This window comes from Marinitoga arctica, from assembly GCF_054657315.1.
This window is the reverse complement of the sequence record NZ_BAAHYY010000005.1, coordinates 51,141-74,830: the sequence shown is the minus strand read 5'-3', so window position 1 is coordinate 74,830 and position 23,690 is coordinate 51,141. Positions and strand designations below refer to the sequence as shown.

The 23,690-nt window shown below is 27.0% G+C and carries 25 protein-coding genes; 16 read left to right on the top strand and 9 right to left on the bottom strand.

Annotated features, from left to right (window positions below; translation table 11 throughout):
- Positions 1 to 7: 7 nt before the first annotated feature.
- The 3 genes from ACYQ44_RS02710 to ACYQ44_RS02700 all read right to left on the bottom strand — a co-directional run bounded on the left by ACYQ44_RS02710 (position 8) and on the right by ACYQ44_RS02700 (position 2,518).
- Entirely contained in the window at positions 8 to 922 is a 915-nt protein-coding gene (locus ACYQ44_RS02710; protein WP_459995035.1) for an rRNA adenine N-6-methyltransferase family protein, read from the bottom strand.
- Between the two features lies 1 nt (position 923).
- Entirely contained in the window at positions 924 to 1,583 is a 660-nt protein-coding gene (fsa, locus tag ACYQ44_RS02705; protein WP_459995033.1) for a fructose-6-phosphate aldolase, read from the bottom strand.
- A gap of 65 nt (positions 1,584 to 1,648) precedes the next feature.
- Complete coding sequence (locus ACYQ44_RS02700) at positions 1,649 to 2,518, bottom strand: hypothetical protein (protein ID WP_459995031.1); 870 nt, start codon at positions 2,516 to 2,518, stop codon at positions 1,649 to 1,651.
- A 118-nt stretch (positions 2,519 to 2,636) separates the two neighbouring features.
- Here ACYQ44_RS02700 and ACYQ44_RS02695 point away from each other — a divergent pair, with 118 nt between their 5' ends.
- Together ACYQ44_RS02695 and ACYQ44_RS02690 are read left to right on the top strand one after the other, a co-directional pair.
- Positions 2,637 to 4,049: an Rne/Rng family ribonuclease gene (locus ACYQ44_RS02695; protein WP_459995029.1), complete on the top strand. Its 1,413-nt coding sequence runs from the start codon at positions 2,637 to 2,639 to the stop codon at positions 4,047 to 4,049.
- A 12-nt stretch (positions 4,050 to 4,061) separates the two neighbouring features.
- Positions 4,062 to 4,928, top strand: a complete 867-nt coding sequence (locus tag ACYQ44_RS02690) for a hypothetical protein (protein ID WP_459995028.1) — start codon at positions 4,062 to 4,064, stop codon at positions 4,926 to 4,928.
- A gap of 57 nt (positions 4,929 to 4,985) precedes the next feature.
- On the opposite strand, the gene ACYQ44_RS02685 is transcribed toward ACYQ44_RS02690, so the two are convergent.
- Entirely contained in the window at positions 4,986 to 5,759 is a 774-nt protein-coding gene (locus ACYQ44_RS02685; RefSeq protein ID WP_459995026.1) for an alpha/beta hydrolase, read from the bottom strand.
- 118 nt (positions 5,760 to 5,877) lie between these two features.
- Here ACYQ44_RS02685 and ACYQ44_RS02680 point away from each other — a divergent pair, with 118 nt between their 5' ends.
- A complete protein-coding gene (locus ACYQ44_RS02680) occupies positions 5,878 to 7,077 on the top strand; it encodes a flagellin N-terminal helical domain-containing protein (RefSeq protein WP_459995025.1) in 1,200 nt (399 codons plus the stop codon).
- A gap of 117 nt (positions 7,078 to 7,194) precedes the next feature.
- Here the strand turns inward: ACYQ44_RS02680 and secF are convergent, their stop codons facing one another.
- The 3 genes from secF to yajC are packed head-to-tail and all read right to left on the bottom strand — an operon-like array spanning position 7,195 to position 9,916.
- Positions 7,195 to 8,103: a protein translocase subunit SecF gene (secF, locus tag ACYQ44_RS02675; protein WP_459995024.1), complete on the bottom strand. Its 909-nt coding sequence runs from the start codon at positions 8,101 to 8,103 to the stop codon at positions 7,195 to 7,197.
- A complete protein-coding gene (secD, locus tag ACYQ44_RS02670; RefSeq protein ID WP_459995022.1) occupies positions 8,103 to 9,512 on the bottom strand; it encodes a protein translocase subunit SecD in 1,410 nt (469 codons plus the stop codon). Before secD ends, secF begins: the two co-directional genes overlap by 1 nt.
- 20 nt (positions 9,513 to 9,532) lie before the next feature.
- On the bottom strand, positions 9,533 to 9,916 hold the full coding sequence (gene yajC, locus ACYQ44_RS02665) for a preprotein translocase subunit YajC (protein WP_459995021.1): 384 nt from the start codon (positions 9,914 to 9,916) through the stop codon (positions 9,533 to 9,535).
- A 143-nt stretch (positions 9,917 to 10,059) separates the two neighbouring features.
- Between yajC and ACYQ44_RS02660 the strand changes: the two genes are divergently transcribed.
- From ACYQ44_RS02660 to ACYQ44_RS02600, 13 genes are all read left to right on the top strand, one after another.
- The gene (locus ACYQ44_RS02660) at positions 10,060 to 10,395 is read left to right on the top strand and encodes a hypothetical protein (protein ID WP_459995019.1); all 336 of its coding nucleotides are present in this window, start codon (positions 10,060 to 10,062) and stop codon (positions 10,393 to 10,395) included.
- A 28-nt stretch (positions 10,396 to 10,423) separates the two neighbouring features.
- A complete protein-coding gene (gene zapA / locus ACYQ44_RS02655; protein WP_459995017.1) occupies positions 10,424 to 10,693 on the top strand; it encodes a cell division protein ZapA in 270 nt (89 codons plus the stop codon).
- A 15-nt stretch (positions 10,694 to 10,708) separates the two neighbouring features.
- Positions 10,709 to 11,509, top strand: a complete 801-nt coding sequence (murI, locus tag ACYQ44_RS02650; protein ID WP_459995015.1) for a glutamate racemase — start codon at positions 10,709 to 10,711, stop codon at positions 11,507 to 11,509.
- Entirely contained in the window at positions 11,482 to 12,354 is an 873-nt protein-coding gene (rapZ, locus tag ACYQ44_RS02645; protein WP_459995014.1) for an RNase adapter RapZ, read from the top strand. The genes murI and rapZ overlap by 28 nt, the downstream gene beginning before the upstream one ends.
- Before the next feature lie 4 nt (positions 12,355 to 12,358).
- Positions 12,359 to 13,282 (top strand): DNA-binding protein WhiA, encoded by a 924-nt coding sequence (gene whiA, locus ACYQ44_RS02640; protein WP_459995013.1) that lies wholly within the window; start codon positions 12,359 to 12,361, stop codon positions 13,280 to 13,282.
- Positions 13,279 to 13,737: a transcriptional regulator NrdR gene (gene nrdR / locus ACYQ44_RS02635; RefSeq protein WP_459995011.1), complete on the top strand. Its 459-nt coding sequence runs from the start codon at positions 13,279 to 13,281 to the stop codon at positions 13,735 to 13,737. Before whiA ends, nrdR begins: the two co-directional genes overlap by 4 nt.
- A 12-nt stretch (positions 13,738 to 13,749) precedes the next feature.
- Positions 13,750 to 14,250 carry a transcription elongation factor GreA gene (greA, locus tag ACYQ44_RS02630; protein ID WP_459995009.1) on the top strand — a complete coding sequence of 167 codons (501 nt, stop codon included), beginning with the start codon at positions 13,750 to 13,752 and terminating at the stop codon, positions 14,248 to 14,250.
- Positions 14,237 to 15,754, top strand: a complete 1,518-nt coding sequence (gene lysS / locus ACYQ44_RS02625) for a lysine--tRNA ligase (RefSeq protein ID WP_459995008.1) — start codon at positions 14,237 to 14,239, stop codon at positions 15,752 to 15,754. Before greA ends, lysS begins: the two co-directional genes overlap by 14 nt.
- A gap of 103 nt (positions 15,755 to 15,857) precedes the next feature.
- The gene (gene rpmB, locus ACYQ44_RS02620) at positions 15,858 to 16,052 is read left to right on the top strand and encodes a 50S ribosomal protein L28 (protein ID WP_047266155.1); all 195 of its coding nucleotides are present in this window, start codon (positions 15,858 to 15,860) and stop codon (positions 16,050 to 16,052) included.
- 82 nt (positions 16,053 to 16,134) lie between these two features.
- Positions 16,135 to 18,429, top strand: coding sequence for a helix-hairpin-helix domain-containing protein (locus ACYQ44_RS02615; RefSeq protein ID WP_459995007.1), 2,295 nt, complete (start codon positions 16,135 to 16,137; stop codon positions 18,427 to 18,429).
- 99 nt (positions 18,430 to 18,528) lie between these two features.
- Positions 18,529 to 18,990 (top strand): ribosome maturation factor RimP, encoded by a 462-nt coding sequence (locus tag ACYQ44_RS02610; RefSeq protein ID WP_459995006.1) that lies wholly within the window; start codon positions 18,529 to 18,531, stop codon positions 18,988 to 18,990.
- A gap of 14 nt (positions 18,991 to 19,004) precedes the next feature.
- The gene (gene nusA, locus ACYQ44_RS02605; protein WP_459995004.1) at positions 19,005 to 20,030 is read left to right on the top strand and encodes a transcription termination factor NusA; all 1,026 of its coding nucleotides are present in this window, start codon (positions 19,005 to 19,007) and stop codon (positions 20,028 to 20,030) included.
- Positions 20,031 to 20,133: 103 nt separating this feature from the next.
- Positions 20,134 to 20,562: a Fur family transcriptional regulator gene (locus ACYQ44_RS02600; protein ID WP_459995003.1), complete on the top strand. Its 429-nt coding sequence runs from the start codon at positions 20,134 to 20,136 to the stop codon at positions 20,560 to 20,562.
- Positions 20,563 to 20,598: 36 nt separating this feature from the next.
- Here the strand turns inward: ACYQ44_RS02600 and yihA are convergent, their stop codons facing one another.
- Both yihA and lon read right to left on the bottom strand, forming a co-directional pair.
- Positions 20,599 to 21,177, bottom strand: a complete 579-nt coding sequence (gene yihA / locus ACYQ44_RS02595; protein WP_459995002.1) for a ribosome biogenesis GTP-binding protein YihA/YsxC — start codon at positions 21,175 to 21,177, stop codon at positions 20,599 to 20,601.
- A gap of 2 nt (positions 21,178 to 21,179) precedes the next feature.
- Entirely contained in the window at positions 21,180 to 23,543 is a 2,364-nt protein-coding gene (lon, locus tag ACYQ44_RS02590; RefSeq protein WP_459995001.1) for an endopeptidase La, read from the bottom strand.
- Positions 23,544 to 23,690: the final 147 nt, after the last annotated feature.

The following is a 23,690-nucleotide window of genomic DNA, read 5'->3' as shown; positions in this document are numbered from 1 at the left end:
CTCCATATCAATATGGAATAAAATTTAAGTAGTCATAAATCATAATTCCCTTGAATTGTGATTTAAATATATCAACATTCTTTATTTTTTCAACCACTTGTAATAATTTATTTCCTTTAAATTTTAAAATCCCATTTCTATAAATTCCATATTCTCCATTAATTTTTATCGCTTTATTTTCTATATTAAAGTATGTGATACAAAATTCGAACAATTTATATGGAACATTAATAACTTTTTCCATTTGATATTCATTTTCTATTAGGTTTATTTTATGTTTAAAAGACAACTTACCTAAAGCTCTTAAAAAAGATGTGTGAATTAAAAATCTAGCTAAAACCTCATCTTTGTTTTTTTCTAGAATAAATGTATAGTCTGTTAAATCGTTTCCTAATACTATTGGAACAATAATTTTCCCACCATTCTCTAATTGTTTAATCCATGAAATTGGAACTCCATCTACAGCTACTGTCGAAAGTATTGCATTAAATTTTTTACCTTCGTATCCATAATATCCATCTTTATTTAATACAATTACATTATTATAATTTTTTAATGTTTCTTTCGCTATATTATAAATTTCTTTTTCTGGCTCAGTTGTAATAACCAATCCTCTTTTCCCAACTATTTCTGATAATATAGCTGCATTATATCCTGTTCCAGAACCTATTTCTAAAACTTTCATTCCTTCTTTTAGATTTGATTCCTTAAAAAATAGAGCCATTAATGAAGGCTGGCTAGAAGTCGATAAAAAATCCTCCCCATAATAAGCAGGAATAGCTTGATCTGAATATATATCATCTACAGATATTCCACTAAAAACAAATTTTTCTCGTGGAACCTTTTCAAAAGCTTTTATTATATTTGCATCTAAATTTTTTATTTTTCTTTTTATTGTTTCAGATAAATATTTTTTTATCATCTTATTTCTGTTTCAATTCTAAATACTTTCTCCAATCTTCGTTAAACCTTTCTATACCTTTATCAGTAAGTGGATGGAAGAAAAGTTTTTGCAAAACCCCAAAAGGAATTGTAGCCACATCGCATCCCATTTTAGCTACTTCAACAACATGATAAGGATGTCTGACACTTGCTGCAATTATTTGTGTATCAAAATCATAGTTATAATATATTTGCAAAATTTCTTCTATTAAATCTAATCCTTGATTTCCTATATCATCAATTCTCCCAATAAAAGGACTAACATATGTTGCACCAGCCTTTGCGGCTAATAATGCTTGCAACGGGCTAAATATAAGTGTTACATTAGTTTTTATTCCTTCAGATGATAGTGTTTTTACTGCTTTTATACCATCTTGAGTCATAGGTATTTTAACTACTACGTATTCACTCAAAGATGCAAGATGTCTAGCTTCTTTAACCATATTTTCATAATCCATTGAAACAACTTCAGCACTTACAGGACCTTTTACAACTTCACAAATTTCTTTCACTCTTGTTTCAAAGTCAATATTTCCTTCTTTTGAAACTAAAGTGGGATTTGTTGTAACCCCATCAATAATACCCCAATTTTTCGCAGTTCTTATTTCTTCAATATTTGCAGTATCAAGAAAAATTTTCATTATATCGCCTCCTACTTTATTTTTATACTAATATTATACCATAAAAATAAGGCCTTTCGGCCTTATTAATTTTTAGATTTTGATATTGTTATTTCAACATTTCTAATAAACAAGTCTGCCGTTAATGTTTTATATTTATCGCTCCCAAATGTCCAAAATACAACCCTTAAATATTTCACATTATTATTTTCAGTAATATCCTTTACATTAAAAGCTATATGAAAATTTTTGGAATTATTTAAAGGTATTGGATTAATCCAAAAATACTCTTTAAAAGGATGTTCAGAAGAACTCCAAACAAAGGAAATTTTATCTATATCTTTTTTGTTAGAATCTAAAAATAGAAATATTACACCGGCCAAGCTATATGTTTCTTCTGGTAGAATTTTACTTTTTGCTACTAATCCAGCCATCTCAGCAGAAAAATCTACAAAAGTATTTATTCCAAATGGCATTTCAAAATCTTTATATAAATTATTTTCAGAATAACCTGTTTTATGTATTCTATACCATATTGTATTTTCCAGAGTACTTAATTCCATTTTATTAATATCTTCCCTTCTCCCTCCAATTTTCCAATACTTATAATCTTTCGGCATAAAATAAGAAAATGTATGAGTCTTGGTATAATACATACTTTCTTTTCTTTTACTATAAACAAAATTATCATTAACTACTCTAATATCTGAAAAATCAATATTACCTGATTTTAAAAAATTTTCGTCTATTAAATTTTCTGTTTCATCACTCATTATAATTACTCTCTTATCAGATTCATCGTTTAAAACTTTTTCTGGTAGCACTGTTACAACTTCAAAATTTTTTTGATCTATTTTATTATATCCCCTATAAACTGTATTTCCAATTACATAATAAGTTTCAGAAAATAACAAAACCGGCAATATTAAAATAATTAATAAAATCCCTTTATTCATTTTTTATCCCTCCTTGGAAATTCCAGTTTATTTATCGCCCAATATTTAAAAAAATTTAATTTTAAAATTCAAAATACTTTGTGATATAATAATTAAAAAATATGCTGTAGGTGATACAATGAAAAAGTCTCTTATTTTTAGCAAATATACAGAAGAAATCCGTATAGCATTACTTGAAGATAATAAATTAATGGAAGTTTTTTTTGAAGATTTAGAAGCAGGGAAATTATCTGGTAAAATATTTCTTGGTAGAATAGAAAATGTTGTACCAGCATTAGAATCTTTTTTTGTAAATATTGGAGCAAAAAAAAATGGCTTTCTTCGATTTAAAGACACAACTGTTGATCCTAACTCTTTGCATAGAGGATCTTTTATTATTGTTCAAGTAAAAAAGGATGGTAATACTAGAAAAGGGCCGCAATTAACTATGAGAATAGATATTCCAGGAAGATATATTGTCTATATGCCTTTTGGTGAAAATAGTATAGGCATTTCAAAAAAAATTTTTTCTTCGAATGAAAAAGATCGATTAAGAGAAATAGGTGAAATATTAATTGAAACTGAAGAAGAAGGAATTATATTTAGGACTAATAGTGAGAATGTCGATTTTAATACAATAAAAAATGAATTCCATAATTTAAAAAATATATGGGAAAATATTTTAAACAAAGCGAAAAATCATAATAAACCAACTCTACTATTTGAAGATGAAGATTTTGTCCATTATATTTTAAGAGAAAAGTTAGATAATTATACAAATGAAATAATTACTGATGATATAGAGCTATTTAAAGAATTTAATCATTTGAAATCACAATATTCAGAATTAAAAATAAGGAAAGTAGATATTGATGCTTTTTCATGGGCAAATATTTATGAACAGTTAGATGATGTTTTTTCGAGAAAAATCGAATTACCTAGTGGCGGAATTATTACAATTGATAAGACAGAAGCACTTACAGTTTTTGATGTTGATTCAGCAAGTAATGTTTTAGAAAATAATGTTGAAACCACTTCTTTTAAAACTAATTTAGAAGCTGCTAAGGAAATCACTAGGCAATTAAGGCTTAGAAATATAGCAGGTATTATTCTTATAGATTTTATTGACATGAAAGATAATTTTCATAAGGAAGAGATAATAAATATTTTTAGAAAAGAAACCTTAAAAGATAAAGCAAAAATTTCTATTTCTGGATTTACCAAATTAGGGTTATTAGAAATTTCAAGAAAAAGGACATCCCCATCTATTGATGCTCTTTTATTTACTCAATGTCCTATATGCCAAGGAACCGGAAAGATTGCTTCACCAAGAATCGTGTTTAGACGAGCCTTAAAAGAATTAGAGGATTCTCTTGAAGACTTAAAGAAAAAACATAATATAAAAGAAGTATATATAAGTATATACCATAATCTTTCAGGGTACTTTACAAAAGAAAAGAAAAAAGAAATAGAAAATAGATTTAACGTGAAAATAGATTTGGATTTCAATTGGCCTGATCCAAATTCTTATAACATTAGATATAGGAAGTAAAGGAAGAGTAATATGAGAATCCAATTTCAAATAAAAGAGAGAATGCTTCCATTATATGAGATAGAAAAAAAACATGATATATTAATAATTGGGGGAATTGAAGTATTGATAAAATCAATACTTTCAATTCCTGATATTTCATTAGAAATTAACGGAGTTGGAACTAAAATATCAACTCATTTAAAGAGATTTGGAATACATCCTGTTATTTTTGATTTTTTAGGAAATGATGAATTTTTTGACATGATAAATAAATATTTTGAGCAGAAAGAAATAAACTTATTTTATGCAAGACAACCATATGGAACAAAAAGAACATTGAAAATATGGGACAATGGACTAGAAAAAGTATATACAGATTTTAAAAATATTGATAAAATGAATTATAGTTTTACCTTAAATGCTATACCTGATATATATAATAATGTGAGAAGTGTATATTTACTCCTTCCCGATTGGAACAATAATTTAGTCCGAAATATTAAATTAATGGGAAAATTTTTATTTCTTGATTTTGAGAATAGTATTATTCTACCTAAAGATAAAGAAATATTTGGAGATTTCATTTTTACTAATGAAAATATTAAACTTAAAAAAAATATTCATTATATTTATAAAATTACCTTTTTTAACGATGGAAATATCAAATTTGAATTTTCAAATGAATCCTGGTCTATTAAACCATTTTCTTCAAAAAAAGATTTTTTATTTGAAGCAAAATGCGCTTTTAAAAGCGCTATAATAAGTGCTTTATTTGATGGAAAATCCTTACAAGATACTATATTAATTGGAAATATAGCATACTCTTATGCTCTTGAAAACAATGGAAAAATGATATCAAAAAATAATCTTTTTGAAGAATATTATAAAAGAAAATAAAGAAATTAATGGAAATTAATAAAAGACAGTTATTTCTAATTAATAAATTATAAAAAACTATTCATTAAAAAATTGAATTATTTCATCTGCTACCTTATCTTTTTCTATATCATTTACAACTACATGGGGACTTTTTTCCAATACAACCGTTTTTATATTTTTGGATCTAATTTTATTTTTTATAACATCTTTTACATTTAGTGGCACTGCACCATCTTTTTTTGAAACTATTATTAAAGTGTCACTGGTAATATTACTTAACCTTTTTTTTGCTAATCTTTGTAATTTATATAAATCAGCTCCTTTAGACGGCCAATCGAAATCCCAATATTCTCTAGCTAATCTATTTAAACCTTCTTCGTTATATGTTTCCTTTTTATTTCTATTAATTTTTTTCGTAAATAACTTTATAATCGGAGTTAATTTTAATCTCCAATCTCTTACCTCTAATGCAGGTGCTGCTAATACTATTTTTTCTGGATTAAATTTTGATGCTAATAATAATGTCAAAACTCCTCCCATAGATAATCCACCTACATAAACTTTTTCATATTTTGATTTTAATTCTATATATGAATCTATAACCCTTCTTAGCCAATCTTTCCAATTGCTATTCAAAAAATCTTTTGAATTTGTTCCATGCCCAGGTAATCTTGGAATATATACTGTGTAACCATTTTCATTTAATCTTTCTCCTAAATAATGCATATCATACGGCGTTCCAGTATATCCATGAATCAATAATACTGCAATCTTTCCACCTTTTAAAAATAGTGGCTGTGATTTTTCATATAATATCTTTGTATCCTCTGGTATATTATCTAAAAACATAAAAATCCCTCCTAAAAATTTTCTATTTAATTTTATCATATTTTTCTAAAGTTTAAAAAAATATAGACGAATTATATATCGGTTGAAAAATTATTACATTTCACACGGAGGTGGAATTATGAGGATTTATCACAACATGGAAGCTCTAAACGCATGGAGAACACTTACATCTGTTAAAGGCGAGATGGGAAAATCTTTAGAAAAACTTTCTTCAGGTTTAAGAATCAACAGAGCAGCAGATGATGCAGCGGGTTTGGCTATCTCTGAAAAAATGAGAAATCAAATCAAAGGATTAGACACAGCTGTTAGAAATTCGCAAGATGCTATATCAATGATTCAAACAGCTGAAGGTGGATTAGACGAAATCCATTCTATATTAAAACGTATGAGAGAACTAGCAGTACAAGCTTCTACTGAAACAAATACAGATGCTGATAGAGTTCAACTACAAAATGAATTCACAGAATTAAGAGATGAAATAAACAGAATTGCAAAAACAACTCAATTTAACACAAAGAATTTATTGGATGGTTCATTAAAAGAAACTAGAGCCGCCGACGCCAAGATTGTTTCACCAGGTTCAGCACATTTTTCAGTTGTAGATACTAACCTTTCTTCAATTGACATAAATGCAAATGTTGTTGTTGAAGTTGGGCAATTCCAAGGTGGATCAACTTCACAACTTGATGTAAAAGTATCTGTAATAAAAGATGACGGAACAATTGATACTTCAACAGCAATTGTTACAGTAGGTGCAGGTGCTGTTACTGTTGATATTGGTAGTGGTTCAATTGCTATTAATTGGGATACTAGCCAAATTGCTACTAAAGATGATTACGGCGGAACATTGGCTTCAGGAACAAAAGTTGATGGTGCTGCAGTTGCTGTATTTGGACTAGTAACAGCAGGTAGTAGCGGTGTAAATCCTTTAAATTACCATATTGGGGCTAATGAAGGACAAGTTATTTCAATGGGATTCGAAAGTATGAAAGCTGACGATATTGGGCTTACAACTGGTGTAAAAATAGATTCACAAAGTGATGCTGAATTTGCTATCAGTGCTATTGATGCTGCTGTTTATAAAGTATCCGCTTTCAGAGCCAAACTCGGTGCTGCACAAAATAGGCTTGAACATACAATTAAGAACTTAGGTGTTGCATCTGAAAACCTAACCGCTGCTGAATCAAGAATTAGAGATGCTGATATGGCTAAGGTTATGGCTGAATTTACTAAACAACAAATACTTATGCAATCTGGTACTGCTATGCTATCTCAATCTAATCAATTACCTCAACAAGTATTACAATTACTAAGGTAATATAATGGGCGAATGGATTCGCCCATTTTTTATTTCACAATCAAATTTATTAACACAACAAAATATATATAATAAAATGGCCTCCAATATAGAGGCCATTTTAATAATTGATAATTTTTAATATACCTTTGTTTTCTTTATCCAACCAATAACAATTGGACTTGCAATATATAATGATGAATATGTACCTACTACAACACCTACAGCCAATCCAAAAGCAAACGGAGCTATTGCTTTTCCTCCCCAAATCAAAATTGGCAATACTACTAAAAATGTTGTGATTGATGTATTTAAAGATCTAACAATAACTTCATTAATACTTGTATTTACTATTTCTTCAATAGATTTTTTACCTCTTAGTTTTCTCATATTTTCTCTTATTTTATCATATACAACTATTGTATCATTTAAAGAATACCCAGCTAAGGTTAAAAAAGCTGCTATGGCTGCAACATTAATTTCTATTCCAAAAATAGAATAAAAACCCATTGTTATCAAAATATCATGAGCTAAAGCTAAAATAGCACCTATACCAAAAGAAAATTTAAATCTTAAGGTAATATAAGCTAATAATAGAATAAGAGATATTACAACAGCATACCATGCATAAGATTTTATCTCTTCTGCTGCATATCCAGAAACATCGTTAAATTCTAAAAATTCTATCTTTACACCATTTTCTAAAAATTTTGATTTCATAGATTTTATTAATTCTTCTTTCAATTCTGTAGAACCAGACAACGAATCTTTCAAAACTACTGAATATTGGAATAATTCTGAATTCTCAACATTTAAATTTTTTAATTTTGCTATTTTTGCCGTAGCATATTCTGATCTTATCGAAGATAACACATCTCTTATATCTCCAACAGCTAATTCTTTATCAGAAGAAACAACAAACTCTGTACCTCCAGCAAAATCAACACCTAAATTAAATCCTTTTGTAAAAACAAAAATTAAACTTATTATAATTAATAATAACGAAAAGAAAATAAATACTTTTCTTTTTCCTACGAAATCAATCATCATTTTCCCTCCTCTACAGCCGCTTTCTGATATTTTTTCACATTAATTAAATGGCTTGTGGATTCTAATACAGCTCTTGATACTACTAAATTAGTAAACATACTACCTAAAACACCAATAATTAATGTAATAGCAAATCCTCTTACTGTACCTGTTGCAAAATAATAAAGAACTACACCAGCTAACACTGTAGTTAAATTAGCATCAAACAATGTCCAGAAAGCTTTGTCGAAACCGAACCTAACGGCTGTTAAAGGAGGTCTTCCATGTCTTAATTCTTCTTTAATTCTTTCATATATAATAACATTACCATCAACTGTTGTACCAAAAGTTAATATAATACCTGCTAAACCTGGTAGTGTTAAAATAGCATGAGTACCAGCTAGAACTCCTAATAATAATGTGGAGTTAAATAATAATGCAATATCAGCAACTACACCCATCCATCCATAGAAAACTATCATATAAACCATAACTACTATTAACCCTAATAATCCTGCTTTAATTATAGTTTCTACAACATCTTTACCTAATGTTGGCCCTGTTGTTCTTTCTTGGAATTTAACTAAATCCACAGGTAAATTTCCAGCTTTAATTAAAGCAGCAACATTCCTTGCTTCTTCTATAGTTTGAATACCTTCAATTACCGCTGAACTACTTGTAATCTTTTGATTTACAGTAGGAGCTATTATAACCTTATTATCTAAAATAATAGCTAGTCTTTTCCCTATTAAATTACCAGTAATAATTTCAAAATTCTTGCTACCTTGAGAACTAAACTTTAAATTAACCAAAAAACCTTTTTCTCTAGTATTAATATCTGCATTTGCATCAATGACTTCTGCACCCGTAAATTCAAATGGTTCTTTTCCAAAAGTAAAATATTTTTGTACTTTATACCAAGTTGTTTCATCATATATATCTCTAACATATTCATATAAAGGTTCTTCTTTACCATTTATAACAACGTATTTATTTCTTTTTACTTCAGGTTTTACATCTGACGTTTGTACATCAATAACTTCTGCAAAATATAGCTTCCCTCTACTACCTATTAATTTTTCTGCTTCTTCTATGTCTGTAATACCTGGTATTTCAACACGCACCCTTATTTTGTTTCCACTAACAATCTTTGAAACAACAGCTTCTGTATATCCTGCAGCATCTAATCTTTTTCTTAAAACTAATATAACATTATCTATAATTTCATTCGGATCAGTACCTTCGTCTAATTTCATATTATATTCCAACATACTACCGCCTTTTATATCTAACCCTAACTTAATGTTGGAAAAATATTTAAATATTCCTGTATTCTCACTAGCTGTTTTTGATGGCCAGAAAAACATCAATAATGCAGTTAGTAAAACTAATACCGAAATAATTACTCTAACTTTGTGCGCTTTCACAAAATCAACCCCCTTGAAAATTACTTTTTATTATTTTCTTCTTTATTAGATTTAGAAAGAATGGCTACTATCGAAGTTTTAGTTATATCTAATTCTGTCTTATCTGCAGTTCTAATTCTGACAAAATCATTGTTAATATTCACAATTTTTCCAATTATTCCTGATTGTGTCAAAATTTTATCATCTTTTTTCAATTTAGATAACATATCTCTATGTTTTTTTTCCTGTCTTCTTTGTGGCATAATTATTAGAAAATACATTAAACCAAAAATCAATACAAAAGGGAATAATAAGCTCCATATACTTCCTGCACCTGTAGTAGTTACTGCACCAGTATTTGTCTGAGGAACAGCTGCTTCAGGTGGACCAAAAAATAAAAAGTTTGTTATACTATTAAAATTCATAGTATCTTCACCTCCAAATAAATTTTTTCTTTGAATATTATAACACAGTTTTGTGATTTATGGAAATTTTTATGTTATAATTAAAAAGGATTTTTTTTTTTTATGGAGAAAAAATAATTGAAAATGATAAAGGAGGTATAAAAATGGAACTCTTAAAAGAACTTGAAAGTATTATAAACAATCTCACAGAAAAGTATAATAAAATCAAAGAAGAAAGGGATGCTTTAAAAAAAGAAAACGAGGAACTTTATGCTGAATACGAAAAACTAACACGTGAAAGAGATATGTTAAAAAATCAAATTGAAGAATTTAGAAAAAATGAGGAAGATATGGAAAAATATATCCAAGAAATCAATTACAAACTAAAGGAAATTTTAGGTGAAGAAATTTCTGAAAATGTTAAGGAACCTAATGAAACTGTAGAATTTACAGAAGTTCAAAATACAGAAGAACAATCTTACGAAGAACCTAGATGGTAACCCTTTGGTTTCGTAGGCGGTGAATTTTATGGGAGACAGAAAACAAAAACATATTTATTTTGATTTAATGGGGAAAAAATATGATTTTATTACTGATGAGCCCGAAGAAATTATTACTGAAATTTTAGAAAACATAAAACAAAATGTAGAAGAAATATATTCTAAAATGAACAACCCTGATGTTGTTCATATATTATTATTCCTTCTATTAAATGAAAATCTTGAAAAATTAGAGTTAAAACAGGGATTAAAAGAATTGATAGAAAAGTTTTCTTCTGTCTCCCATAATAAAGCATAACTTGGTGGTGTGATTATGAAAATCGGTTTTTTTGATTCAGGAATAGGTGGTTTAACCGTTTTAAAAAAGGTGGTCAATACCTTCAAAGGCCACCAATATTTTTATTTCGGAGACACTTTAAATGTTCCATATGGTTCAAAGCCTATTGGAAAAATTTTAAATATTTTAGAAGATTTATTCCAATTTTATAATAAAATTGGAATAGATTTAGTTGTTGCTGCTTGTAATACTTCAGATTCTTTAATATTAAGGAATTATATTGATATAAATATGTATAACTTTAAATATATTAGTATACTAAAAAATGCTATTTCTCAGATAAGAAAAAAAGATAATGTTTTATTATTAGCTACTGAAAATACTATTAAAACTGGAACATATAGAGAATTAATTTCTTCTAAAAATGCAAAAATAAATGAAATAGCATGTCCATTATTTGTTCCTTTAATTGAAGAGGGAATATGGCATGGCCCTATCGCTGAATCTATAGTAAATTTTTATCTAAAAAATCTAAAAGAATATGATAAAATCATATTAGGGTGCACTCATTATCCTATACTGGAAAAACATATAAAAAAAGCAGTAAAGGGAAAAATCGTAGATCCTGCTGATAGTATTGTTGAAACGCTTAAAAATTATATTCCTGTTGTTTATGCACAACCAAAAATACAATTTTATATATCAGGAAATATACATAAATTCAAAAATAATACTGAAAAGATATTAGGTAAGAACAATTACAATATTAATTTTTCTTCAAAAATATTTGGAGAATCTGGAGTGATAAAATGGGAAAACAAAGAAAAATTTTATTAATTACTGGATTGTCTGGAGCAGGAAAAACAACTATTTTAAAAATATTGGAAGATATAAATTACTACACTATTGATAATATTCCCCCACATTTAATTGAAGAATTTTTAAAAATGCTATTAAATAGTTCTGATATAAATAATATTGCATTTGTTAGCGATATAAGATGGAAAAAAACGGAGGAATTAAAAGAAGAAATTCTCAATATTAGAAATAATGTTAAAAATGGGAATACTTTTTTTAAAGTTTTATATCTTGATTCTTCAATTGAAACTATTAAAACACGATTTAGAAAATCAAGAAGAGCCCATCCTCTTCAAAATCTTAATATTGCTTTAGATGAAGCCATAGAAAAAGAAATTAAAATGATGTATCCAATAAAAGAAATTTCTGATTATATAATAGATACGACTCACTTAGAACCAACAAAATTTAGGGAAAAAATACTTGAAATATTGGATGAAAAGACTAATAACAATACAAAAATTAAAATAATGAGCTTTGGATTTAAATATTCTTTACCTCACGATCTCGATTATATGTTTGATGTAAGATATTTACCAAATCCTTATTATATAAAAGAATTTTTTATACAAACAGGCAAAGATCCTGATATTATAGAATATTTAGAACATTTTGAAGAAACATCTGAAACAGTTAATTCAATTTATGAATTAATATTAAAAATTCACAAATGGTATTCTTCTACAGGTAGAGTATCAATAAATATTGGTATTGGTTGTACAGGTGGAAGACATAGATCTGTTTATGTTGCTGAAAAACTGTTCCATCTATTAAAGGAAAAGAATTATAATGTTTCTATCGAACATAGAGATATAAATAGGTGATAAAATGTCTATCTTTCCCGAAGAAGTAAAATTAGAATTGGTTAATTCTCCTTTAGAATATCCAGAAATAGAATTATTTGGCTTTATCAAAGGTAGAGGGAGTTTTATAATAGAAGAAGATAAACATCTTTTAAAAATAACCATTCCTTCTATGAATGTTTTAAAACGTGTTTATAAACTTTCTAAAGAATTGTTTGAAGAATGGATAACTACCTATATAAAAATAGAAAAAAGGCTAAGATTAGGACGTATGGGGGAACTGTATTTTAATTTAATGCATGCAAAAATCGTTTTTGATGACAAAAAAATCGATATATTTTCTGATGAAATTCCAAAATATATATCAAATGATCCATATCTTTTTGGCATTTTTTTTCGTGGTTTATTTTTAAGTTGTGGGTCTGTGTCTATTAGCAAAAACTATCATTTTGAGATTTTTTCAGATTTTACCGAATATTTTGCTCAAATGATAATAAAAAATTTACAAAATCTTATAGGAATTAGAGCCAATTATATAACAAAAAATAATAAAATAAAAATATATATAAAATCATCAAAGGATATATTAAATGTTTTGGAATTAATAGGCGCTCATAAATCTGCTGAAAAAATATCTAACATTATTAAAGTTCGCGAATTAAAAAGCAATGTGTCGCGAACATTTAACTTTATTTCAGCCAATGCAACAAAAACTGCTGAAAGTGCTTCAAAACAAATTGAAAATATAAAAAAATTAATTAATAATGGATTTTTTGAAGAATTATCAGATGATTTAAAAGAGATTGCACTTTATAGACTTGAAAATGAGAGTGATAGTTTGAGTGAAATGGCTGAAAATCTTAATATATCAAAATCTTCATTATACTACAAAATAAAAAAATTAGAAAAAATTGCTAATGAAGGCCTAAAAAGAGGTGAAAAAAAATGAAGTGTCCATATTGCGGACATGATGAGACAAGAGTTCTAGATTCAAGAACTATAGCAGAAGGAACAGTTACCAGAAGAAGAAGAGAATGCCTTAAATGTAATAGTAGATTTACTACTTATGAAAGATATGAAACTCATAAAATTTTTGTAATAAAAAAGAATGGACAAAGAGAAATTTTTGATAGACAAAAAATATTAAATGGATTAATAAAAGCTTGTCATAAAAGAGCTATTAGTTATGAGCAAATCGAAAATCTTGTAGCTGAAATTGAAGAAAAAATAAGAAAAATGGGAAATTCTGAAATTGAGAGCGTTAAAATTGGAGATATGATAATGAATGAATTGAAGAAAATTGATCATGTTGCATATGTTAGATTTGCATCTGTATATAAAGAATTTGGCGATCTGGATCATTTTATAAGAATAATAAATGATTTAAAGAAAAAAGAAATATAAGGAGGTTTAAATATGGTTCCAGGTGAAAAAATACAATTAACAAAAGAAGGTTATGAGAATTTAATAAAAGAAAAAGAAAGATTGAAAAATAAATTAATGACAGAAATCGCTGAAAGAATTAAAGAAGCGAGAGAATTAGGAGATTTATCTGAAAATAGTGAGTACGAAGAAGCTAAAAATGAACAAGGTAAAATAGATTCTAGAATTAAAGAAATCGATTATATACTAGAAAATGCTGAAATAATTGATGAATCAACAAGTAATACAGAAGAAGTTAATCTAGGTAATACTGTTATTGTAAAGGATTTAAAAAAGAATATAGAAGAAACTTATAAAATAGTAAATTCACAAGAAGCTGATATTTTTTCAGAGCCTAAAAAAATTAGTTCTGAATCCCCATTAGGAAAAGCGTTACTGAAAAAAAGAATTGGTGATAGAGTTAAATTTAAAACTCCTTCAAACAAAGAAAGAGAACTTGAAATTTTAGCTATTTTAAAATATGGAGGTGCTTGATTTGAGCAATTTAAGAGAACAAAGATTAAAATTAATAGAAGAAATAAGAAAAGAAGGTAAAAATCCCTATCCATACAGATTTGAAAAAGAAATGAAGGTTGAAGAAATTAAAGAAAAATATAATAGTGTTATTTCTGATGGCGAATTATTAGAAAATGATGTATTCAAATTTGCTGGCAGAGTAATGTCAATAAGAAAACATGGAAAATCTGCTTTTATTGTATTAAAAGATGACTCTGGTAGAATACAAGCATATATAAGAAAAGATAAAGTTAAAGAAGGTAAATTTGATGAATTTAAAAAATATATGGATATTGGAGATTGGGTTGGAATTGAAGGATTCCCGTTCAAAACCCATACAGGAGAATTGACTTTATTAGTACTTGATTTTGAAATATTATCTAAAGCATTAAGACCTTTACCAGAAAAATGGCATGGTTTAAAAGATAAAGAAGTTAAATATCGACAAAGATATGTTGATATGATTGCTAATGACGAAAGTTTAAAAACTTTTGTAACAAGATTTAAAGCTATCAGGTATATTAGAGAATTTTTAAATTCAAAAGGTTTTATAGAAGTAGAAACCCCTACCTTGCATCCTATTTTAGGGGGCGCTAATGCACGACCATTTGTTACTCACTTAAATGTTTATGATAGTGACATGTATTTAAGAATTGCACCAGAACTTTATTTAAAAAGATTAGTTGTTGGAGGAATGGAAAAAATTTATGAAATTGGAAAAAATTTCAGAAATGAAGGTGTATCTTATAAACATAATCCAGAATTTACAATGATGGAATTATATCAGGCTTATGCTGATTATACTGATATGATGAAAATCACAGAAGATGTTCTTTCTTACGTTGTAGAAAAAATTTATGGAACAACAAAAATTAATTATCAAGGAGTTGAAATTGATTTCAAACCTCCATTCCAAAGAGTTAAAATGAGAGACTTTATTAAAGAACACTTGGATGTTGATATTCTAGAAGATCCTGATGAGAAATTATCAGAAGTTCTAAAAAAACATGGTGTAGATGTTATGGTTGAAGATAAAGCTCATTATATTGATGAATTATGGTCTTTAGTTGAAGATAAAATTGTACAACCTACATTTGTTCTAGAACATCCAGTTGAAATTTCCCCATTAGCTAAAAGACATAGAGAGGATCCAAGAGTTACTGAAAGATTTGAATTAATTATTTATGGAAGAGAATTAGCAAACGCCTTTAGTGAGTTAAACGATCCTGTAGACCAATTGCAAAGATTTAAAAGACAAGTTGAATTAAAGGATAAAGGTGATGAAGAAGCACAAATGATGGATTTAGACTTTATTAGAGCATTGGAATATGGGTTACCTCCAACTGGTGGTTTAGGTATTGGAATAGATAGATTTGTAATGTTCCTTACTAATGCCGAAACTATTAGAGATGTTATAGCTTATCCTATTGTTAAACCTATGAAATTTGAGGATGAAGAAAAATTAATGGAATCCGATGACTAAATTTAACTTTTTTTAAACATCAAATTCATCTTTATGTATATAATATAGTAGGTATCATTTTAGGAAATAATAATATAATAAAATATATAGGAGGATGATTGAAATGGCTAGAGTATGTGAAGTGTGTGGTAAAAGACCTACTGCTGGAAATAGCGTTGCTCATTCAAAAGTAACTACAAGAAGATGGTGGAAGCCAAATATTCAAAAAGTAAAAGTTGTTTTAGAAGATGGAACTATTAAAAGAATGAATGTATGTACAAGTTGTTTAAAAGCTGGAAAAGTTAAAAGAGCAATTTAAATTATAATAATAAAAAGCGCCGTAGTGGCGCTTTTTGTGTTATAATATAGTCAAAGAAAAGAAAATTCTTTGAGGTGGTATTTTGAAAATATTGGGACCTGTCGTTACTTCTAAATCAATAGGAGAATCTTATATACAGTTGAGGGATCTAATTCCTTTAGCAAAAAAATTTCATTATGACGGAATTGCATTATTAGAAAGTCATCCAAAATCATGGATTACTTTTATTACTTTATGTAATAAATATAAACTTAAACCTATTATACTTTTTGAAAAAGATAATAAGGTTTTTATTCCTAAAAATTCTAAAGATTTAAGAAGTATAATAAAATTATACAATAATATTAACGTTACAAAACTAAATTATATTGATAAAAAATTAATTTTAAACAAAATTGTATATCCAACAAAGAGATTTTCTGAATTAATAAATGATATTAATGGTGATTATATAAAAAAAGATTATGATATTAAAAATTATGTTGACAAAACATTATATAATTATCTTTCAACAATAAATTTTGATTATAATCTATCAGAATTTAGAATTGATATTCCAAAAATGGGGGGATTTAAAAAATTATATGAAACAATTTTACCATTGATAAGCAAGTTACCCGATAATTATGTCGAAAGATTGAAAAATGAATTAGAAATTATCAAAAAATTGGATGTGTCTGATTATATACTATCTGTAAAAAAGGTGATTGATATATCAAAAAGAGTTGGAAGCTTGCTTGGCCCTGGAAGAGGTTCTGCTGTAGGTTCTTTGGTTGTCTATTTACTAGGAATAACCCTTATAGATCCAATAAAATACAATCTTTATTTTGAAAGATTTTTAAATGTTTCTCGACAAGAACTTCCGGACATTGATATTGATGTTGAATCTGAAAAGAGAGAAATTATTATAGAAGAATTGTCAAAAGAATTTGAAATTTCTCATATTAAAACATACGTACGAATGAAAAGTAAAAGCGTATTTAAAAAGATAAAAGAAATTTTAAAATCCGATTATTCTAAAAAATTTAAAAAACCTATAAGATCATCAGAAAATACCCATCTATTTAAAAATATAGAAACAAGAGATTATTATATATTAGCTTTTTATCTAGAAGGTATAGAAATTGCAGAGTCTGTACATGCTGCTGGAATTATTTTATCTAATGAAAAAATAAAAGAAAAAATACCTCTCGATTTATCACGTAAAATACCAATTACATTATGGGAGATGAATGAATTAAAAGATATTGGTATAGAAAAATTCGATTTATTATCTCTTGATACTCTTTCATTATTGAAAAAATTCGATTTTAAATACTCGAGAGAAACTTTTAATAATTTAAATAATAAAAAAGTTTATGATTTTATATCCAAGGGATTTACAGAAGGAATATTTCAACTTGAATCCAAATTAGCTAAAAATTTAGCTAAAAATTTAAAACCAAAAAATTTTGATGAATTGTATATATTATTAGCATTAAATAGACCAGGTCCTTTAAATTCTGGTATGTTTGATGAATATTTAGAAGGTAGTAGTAAAGAATATTTAAAAAAATTACTTCCCGAAACTAAAGGAGTAATTATTTTCCAGGAACAGGTCATGTTCTTAGCTCAAAAATTAGGCGGATTAACACCTCATGAATCAGACAACTTTAGAAAAGCCATAGCTAAAAAAAATATTGACCAAATAGAAAATTTGAAAAATAAATTCATAATTAATGCTTCTAAAATAATAGGTATTGATGAGGCTACAAAATTATACAAAAAAATTGAAAATTTTGCTCAATATGCCTTTAATAAATCCCATAGCGTTGCTTATGCCCATCTGAGTTATTGGTTAGCTGAATTAAAAACTTCCCAACCTGAAAAATTTTACTTGGAATATATTAAATATAAAGGACTTAACTTTAGTTTATTTAATGAAATAAATGCTATAAAAATTAAAGTTTTTACTCCAAATATAAATTTTCCAACAGGCTTATACAAAAAAGGAGAAATTATATTACCTTTGAGAATAATAAAAGGTGTAGGCGAATTTGCTGAAAAAAAAATATTAGAAGATATACAAAAAAATGGCATATATACTTCATTTGAAAACTTTATAAAAAGATCTAAAAATATGGGAATAACACGAAATATTATTGAACAAACAATTAAAAGTGGTGCCTTTGATATATTTGATAATAATAGACGAAAACTTCTTAGAAGAATTTCAGAGATCGAGAGAACTGCCAGTGATACTTCTAAAAAAATTTTATCCAATGTTTTTGGGGAAAATATTAAAAATAATGATAAGAAAATAACTACTTCAAGAGATGATATTATTAAATTCGAAAAAGAAGTCTATGGATTTTCTATTTCATTCTCGCTTACTTGATTTTATATAAAAAATATGATATAATAAATTTTAGAATAATCTTCAAGAAGTTCGAGGGCTGTGCCCTCGAATTCTCTTTTATTACAAAGGAGGTGTATTATGAACAATAAAGACTTGATTAAAAACAAAGCTGAAGAAATAGCTAAAGAAATGAATCTGGAAATATTCGATATATCAATGAAAAAAATAAGGCGAAAACTAAAACTTGAAATTATTATCGATAAGCTTGATGATTATGTGGGAATAGATGATTGTGAAGCTTTTTCAAGAAAAATTGAAACATATTTAGACAAAGAAGATATTATTGAATCATCTTATGATTTAGTAGTTAGTTCTCCTGGTTTAGATAGACCCTTAAAAAGTTTAAATGATTTTATACGGTTTAAAGGAAAACTAGCTAAATTAATATTAAGAGAGCGAATTGAAAATAGAACTGCAGTAAAAGGTTACATTGAAAATATTGAAAATAATATTATTACTATAAAAGAAAAAGATGGAGGTAAAATAATAAATATTCCTTATGATAAAATTCTTAGATCAAATTTAGAAATAGATATTTAATTGGAGGTGATTACATGAATGTTGTTTTAATCGAAGCATTAGAAGAATTAGAAAGAGAAAAAGATATAAAAAAAGAATTATTATTAGAAATAATTGAAAAAGCTATTGAAAAAGCTTATAAAAATAACTATGAAATGGAAAATGTTGAGGTTATTGTAGATAAAAATCATGGTGAAATCTCAATATATCAAATTTTAAAAGTTGTTGAAAACGTTGAAAATGAAGGAGAAGAAACTTCTTTAGAAGAAGCAAAAAAAATCAATTCTAAAGTTCAAATAGGAGATTTTGTAAAAAAGAAAATTAACCCTAAAAAAGAATTTAAAAGAATAGCCGCACAAACTGCTAAACAAGTTATTAAACAAAGTATTAGGGAAATAGAAAAAGAAAATTTATATCATAAATATTCTCCGCTTGAAGGGAAAATTACAACTGCAGAAGTTTTATTGGTTACAAATGATTACGCAGATATACGAATAGGAAAATTAGAAACAAAATTACCTAAAAAAGAATGGATACCAAATGAATCTTTATATTCTGGAGATATTATCAAGGTTTATATAAAAAGTGTTCAAAAGACAACAAAAGGTCCGAAAATTTTAGTTACTAGAAGTGCTCCAGAATTTATTGAAGAATTATTTAAAATGAATATACCTGAAATCGAAGATGGTATTGTAAAAATTAAAAAGCTTTATAGAGAACCTGGTATTAGAAGTAAAATTGCAGTGTATTCTGAAGATCCAAAAATTGATCCTGTTGGAGCATGCATCGGGGAAAATGGTGTAAGAATTAGCCAAATTCTCGAAGATTTGAAAAACTTAGAAAAAATAGATGTAATAAAATGGTCTGAAGACATTGAAGAATTAATAAAAAATGCATTAGCCCCTGCACAAGTTTTAGATATTAAATTAGATAATAGAAATAAAATAGCATTAGTTCACGTCCCAGAAAATCAATTATCCTTAGCTATTGGAAAAGGTGGGCAAAACGCTCGAGCTGCAGCAAAAATTACTGGTTGGAAAATAGATATACATACTGTTTGAATTAAATAAAAGGGAACACAATTTTAATAATGTTTAAATCAAAAAGTATTTTTTTTGCTGTAAAATTGAATCGAATAAAATACGAGGAGGCGGATTTTGCATTATGTCCCAACAAATTCTAAAAAAAGTTCTAAGAGATAAAAAACAAAGAATGACTGCACAAAGGGAGTTAATTTTAAAAATATTTATGGAATCTAAAGGAAGATTAATGAGTTTAGATGACGTTTATATGCACATAAGAAAGAGTAAAAATCATAAAACAAGCAAAATGACAGTAAAAAGAGGTATTGACCTTTTAGAAGATTTAGGTATAATAAGAAAAGTTGAATTTGAAGATGGAAACCCACGTTATGAATTAATAGAAGATGTGGAAGAAACATCAAATGCTTTGATTATTTGCGAAAATTGCGGAAAGGCAACAAAAGTTGAAATATCAAAAGAGAAATTAAAAGATTTATTACCTTTTGAAAATCTAGAAATAAAGGATTATGACTTGAAAATATATGGATTATGCCCTGAATGTAATGGTTAATTAATAAAATGATGGCTGATAATATCAGCCATCATTTTATTTTATATATCTTTCTATTTCATTCTTTAATAAACCTATACCTTCTCCTGTTTTTGATGACACTGGAAAATATATAAATTCGCCAAATTTGGATAAGCTAGATTTTATGATATTCAATTTTTTTTGTCTCTCGGATTTCTTTAATTTGTCTAACTTAGTAAGAATAATCATAAAAGGTATTTCAAGTTCTTTAAGCCATTGGATCATTTCTATATCTTTTTTTTGAGGTTCATGTCGATGATCTATCAATAAAAAAATCATCTGTAACGAATAACGATTAGTAAAATAATCTTCTAATAAATCTGCCCATTTCTTTTTTTCTGCTTTTGAAACATTTGCAAAACCATACCCTGGCAAATCAACTAAATATCCTTTATTATTCACATTATAAAAATTAATAGATCTTGTTTTTCCAGGATTGGAACTAATTTTTGCTATTTTTATACCAAATAATTTATTTAACAAACTTGATTTTCCAACATTAGATCGTCCTGCAAATGCTATTTCAGATTTTAATGGCGGAGGATAATCTCCTTTAATATAAGCTGTTTTTATCAGTTCTACTTTTTTAAACATTTTCATTCCTCCAATAATGCTATTTTTAATACTTCTTTTATATTGTTAACTCTATAAACTTTTATTTTCTTTAATATTTCCTCAGGTATTTTTTCTAAATCTTTTTCATTATCTTTAGGAATTATAACCTCATTTATTCCGCTTCTATAAGCAGATAATAATTTTTCTTTAATTCCACCTACTGGTAACACTTTACCCATTAAGGTGATTTCACCAGTCATTGCTATTTCATTATTTATTGGCTTTTTAATAATTGATGAAATTATAGATGTAGTTAATGTTACTCCCGCTGATGGTCCATCTTTTGGAACAGCTCCTTCTGGAACGTGAATATGGAAATTACAATTATCAAATTTTTCAATTAATGTGTTATCCATTTCTTCTATTAACGATTTTGATAATGTTAAAGCTATTTGAGCTGATTCTTTCATTACATCTCCTAATTTTCCTGTAATAATAATTTTCCCTTTACCAGATGTAATAAGAGTTTCAACTTGTAATATTTCACCTCCATATGCAGTCCATGCCATTCCAGTAGCTACTCCTATTTCAGGTTTCGGTAATTTATCTGATTTAAAATAAGGTGGTGCTCCTAAAAATTCCTTAATATCATTACTTTTAATTGTAACTTTTTCTTCTCCTTCTGCTATTTTTAATGCTACCTTTCTCATCAATTTGGCTAATACACGCTCCAATGATCTTACACCAGCTTCTCTTGTATATTCTGATATTATCTTTTGTAATGATACTTTGTTTATCTTTATATTGTTTTTGTTTAATCCGTGTTCTTCCAATAGTTTTGGAATAATATAATCTTTAGCTATGTAATATTTTTCAGCATCAGTATATCCAGGAATATGTATAATTTCCATTCTATCCCTTAACGCTGAAGGAATAGTATGTAAAACATTTGCTGTTGTAATAAAAATAACTTCTGATAAATCAAAAGGTAATTCAATATAATGATCTATAAAACTATTATTTTGTTCAGGATCTAAAACTTCTAATAATGCTGCTGAAGGATCGCCTTGATACGAAATTCCTAATTTATCTATTTCATCTAAAACTATAACAGGATTTTTAACATCTAATTTTTTTATTAATTGTATTATTCTACCCGGCATTGCACCAACATAAGTTCTTCTGTGTCCTCTAATTTCAGCTTCATCTCTCATTCCACCTAAAGAAATACGACCAAATTTCCTTCCTAAAGCTTCTGCTACTGAACGACCTAAAGAAGTTTTTCCAACACCTGGAGCTCCTACAAAACATAATATTGGTGATTTTGGTTTATCTGATAATTTTCTAATAGCTAAAAACTCTAAAATCCTTTCTTTAGGTTCTTTCAAACCATAATGATTTTTATTTAATAATTTTTCTGCTTCTTTTATATCTAACCGATCTGTTGTTTTCTTATTCCAAGGTAAATTTATAATCCAATCCAAATAGGTTCTAACAACATTTGCTTCTGGTGAATAGGATGACATTTTTTCAAGTCTTGATAATTCATGCTCTGCTTTTTCTTTTACATATTCTGGCAAATCCAAACTTTCTATTTTTTCTTTAAGTTCTTTAATTTCTTCATCGCTCTCACCAGAAAGCTCTTCTTGAATAGCTTTTAATTTTTCTCTAAGGTAATATTCTTTTTGACCTTTTTCTATTTTTTCTCTCACTTTTGATTCTAAAACTTCTTCGATTTCAAGTAATTCAATTTCCCTCATCAAAATTTCTAATTCTAGTTCTAATCTTTTTTTGGGATGTAATTCTTCCAATAATTCTTGCTTTTCATCTAACTCCAGAGGTAAAACAGAGGCTATTAAATCACTTATTACTTCAGGATCATTAGTGTCTTCTAACACCATTATTGCTTCTTGAGGAAATTTTTTAGTTAAACTAATATACTTTTCAAATAAAGTTTTTACTTTTCTCACCAATGCCTCTAATGTCTTTGTTACTTTATACTTTCTTTCAATAGTTTTTATTTTAAATTTAAACATTTCATTTGTTTCTAAAACTTCCTTTACCTCAGCCCTTTTTAATCCTTCTACTAGAATTTTATATTCTCCATCTGGCAACTTTGCTATTTGAACAATTCTTCCAACAGTTCCGATTTTAAATAAATCTTCTACAGTAGGATCTTCAAGTTCAATTTCTTTTTGAGAAACGAAAAATAATAAATTATTATACTTTTCTAATGATTCCTCCAATGCTTTAATTGATTTTTTCCTACCAATTAACATCGGTAAAACAGAATTTGGAAAAATAACTAATTTAGCCCTTGTTGCTATAACTGGTAGTTCATCTGGTATAATTTCTTTAAATGATTTATCTATAAATCTATCAATAGCACTTTTTTTATTATCCATATAATCAACCTCCATTTTTATACTAAATATTAACATACATATTAATAAATATATTTGGAAATATGGTAAAATATAAAATTGATGAATACTTTGAATTCCAAATAATATACCAATATATATTTTAACATATAAATTGTAATTTATTAG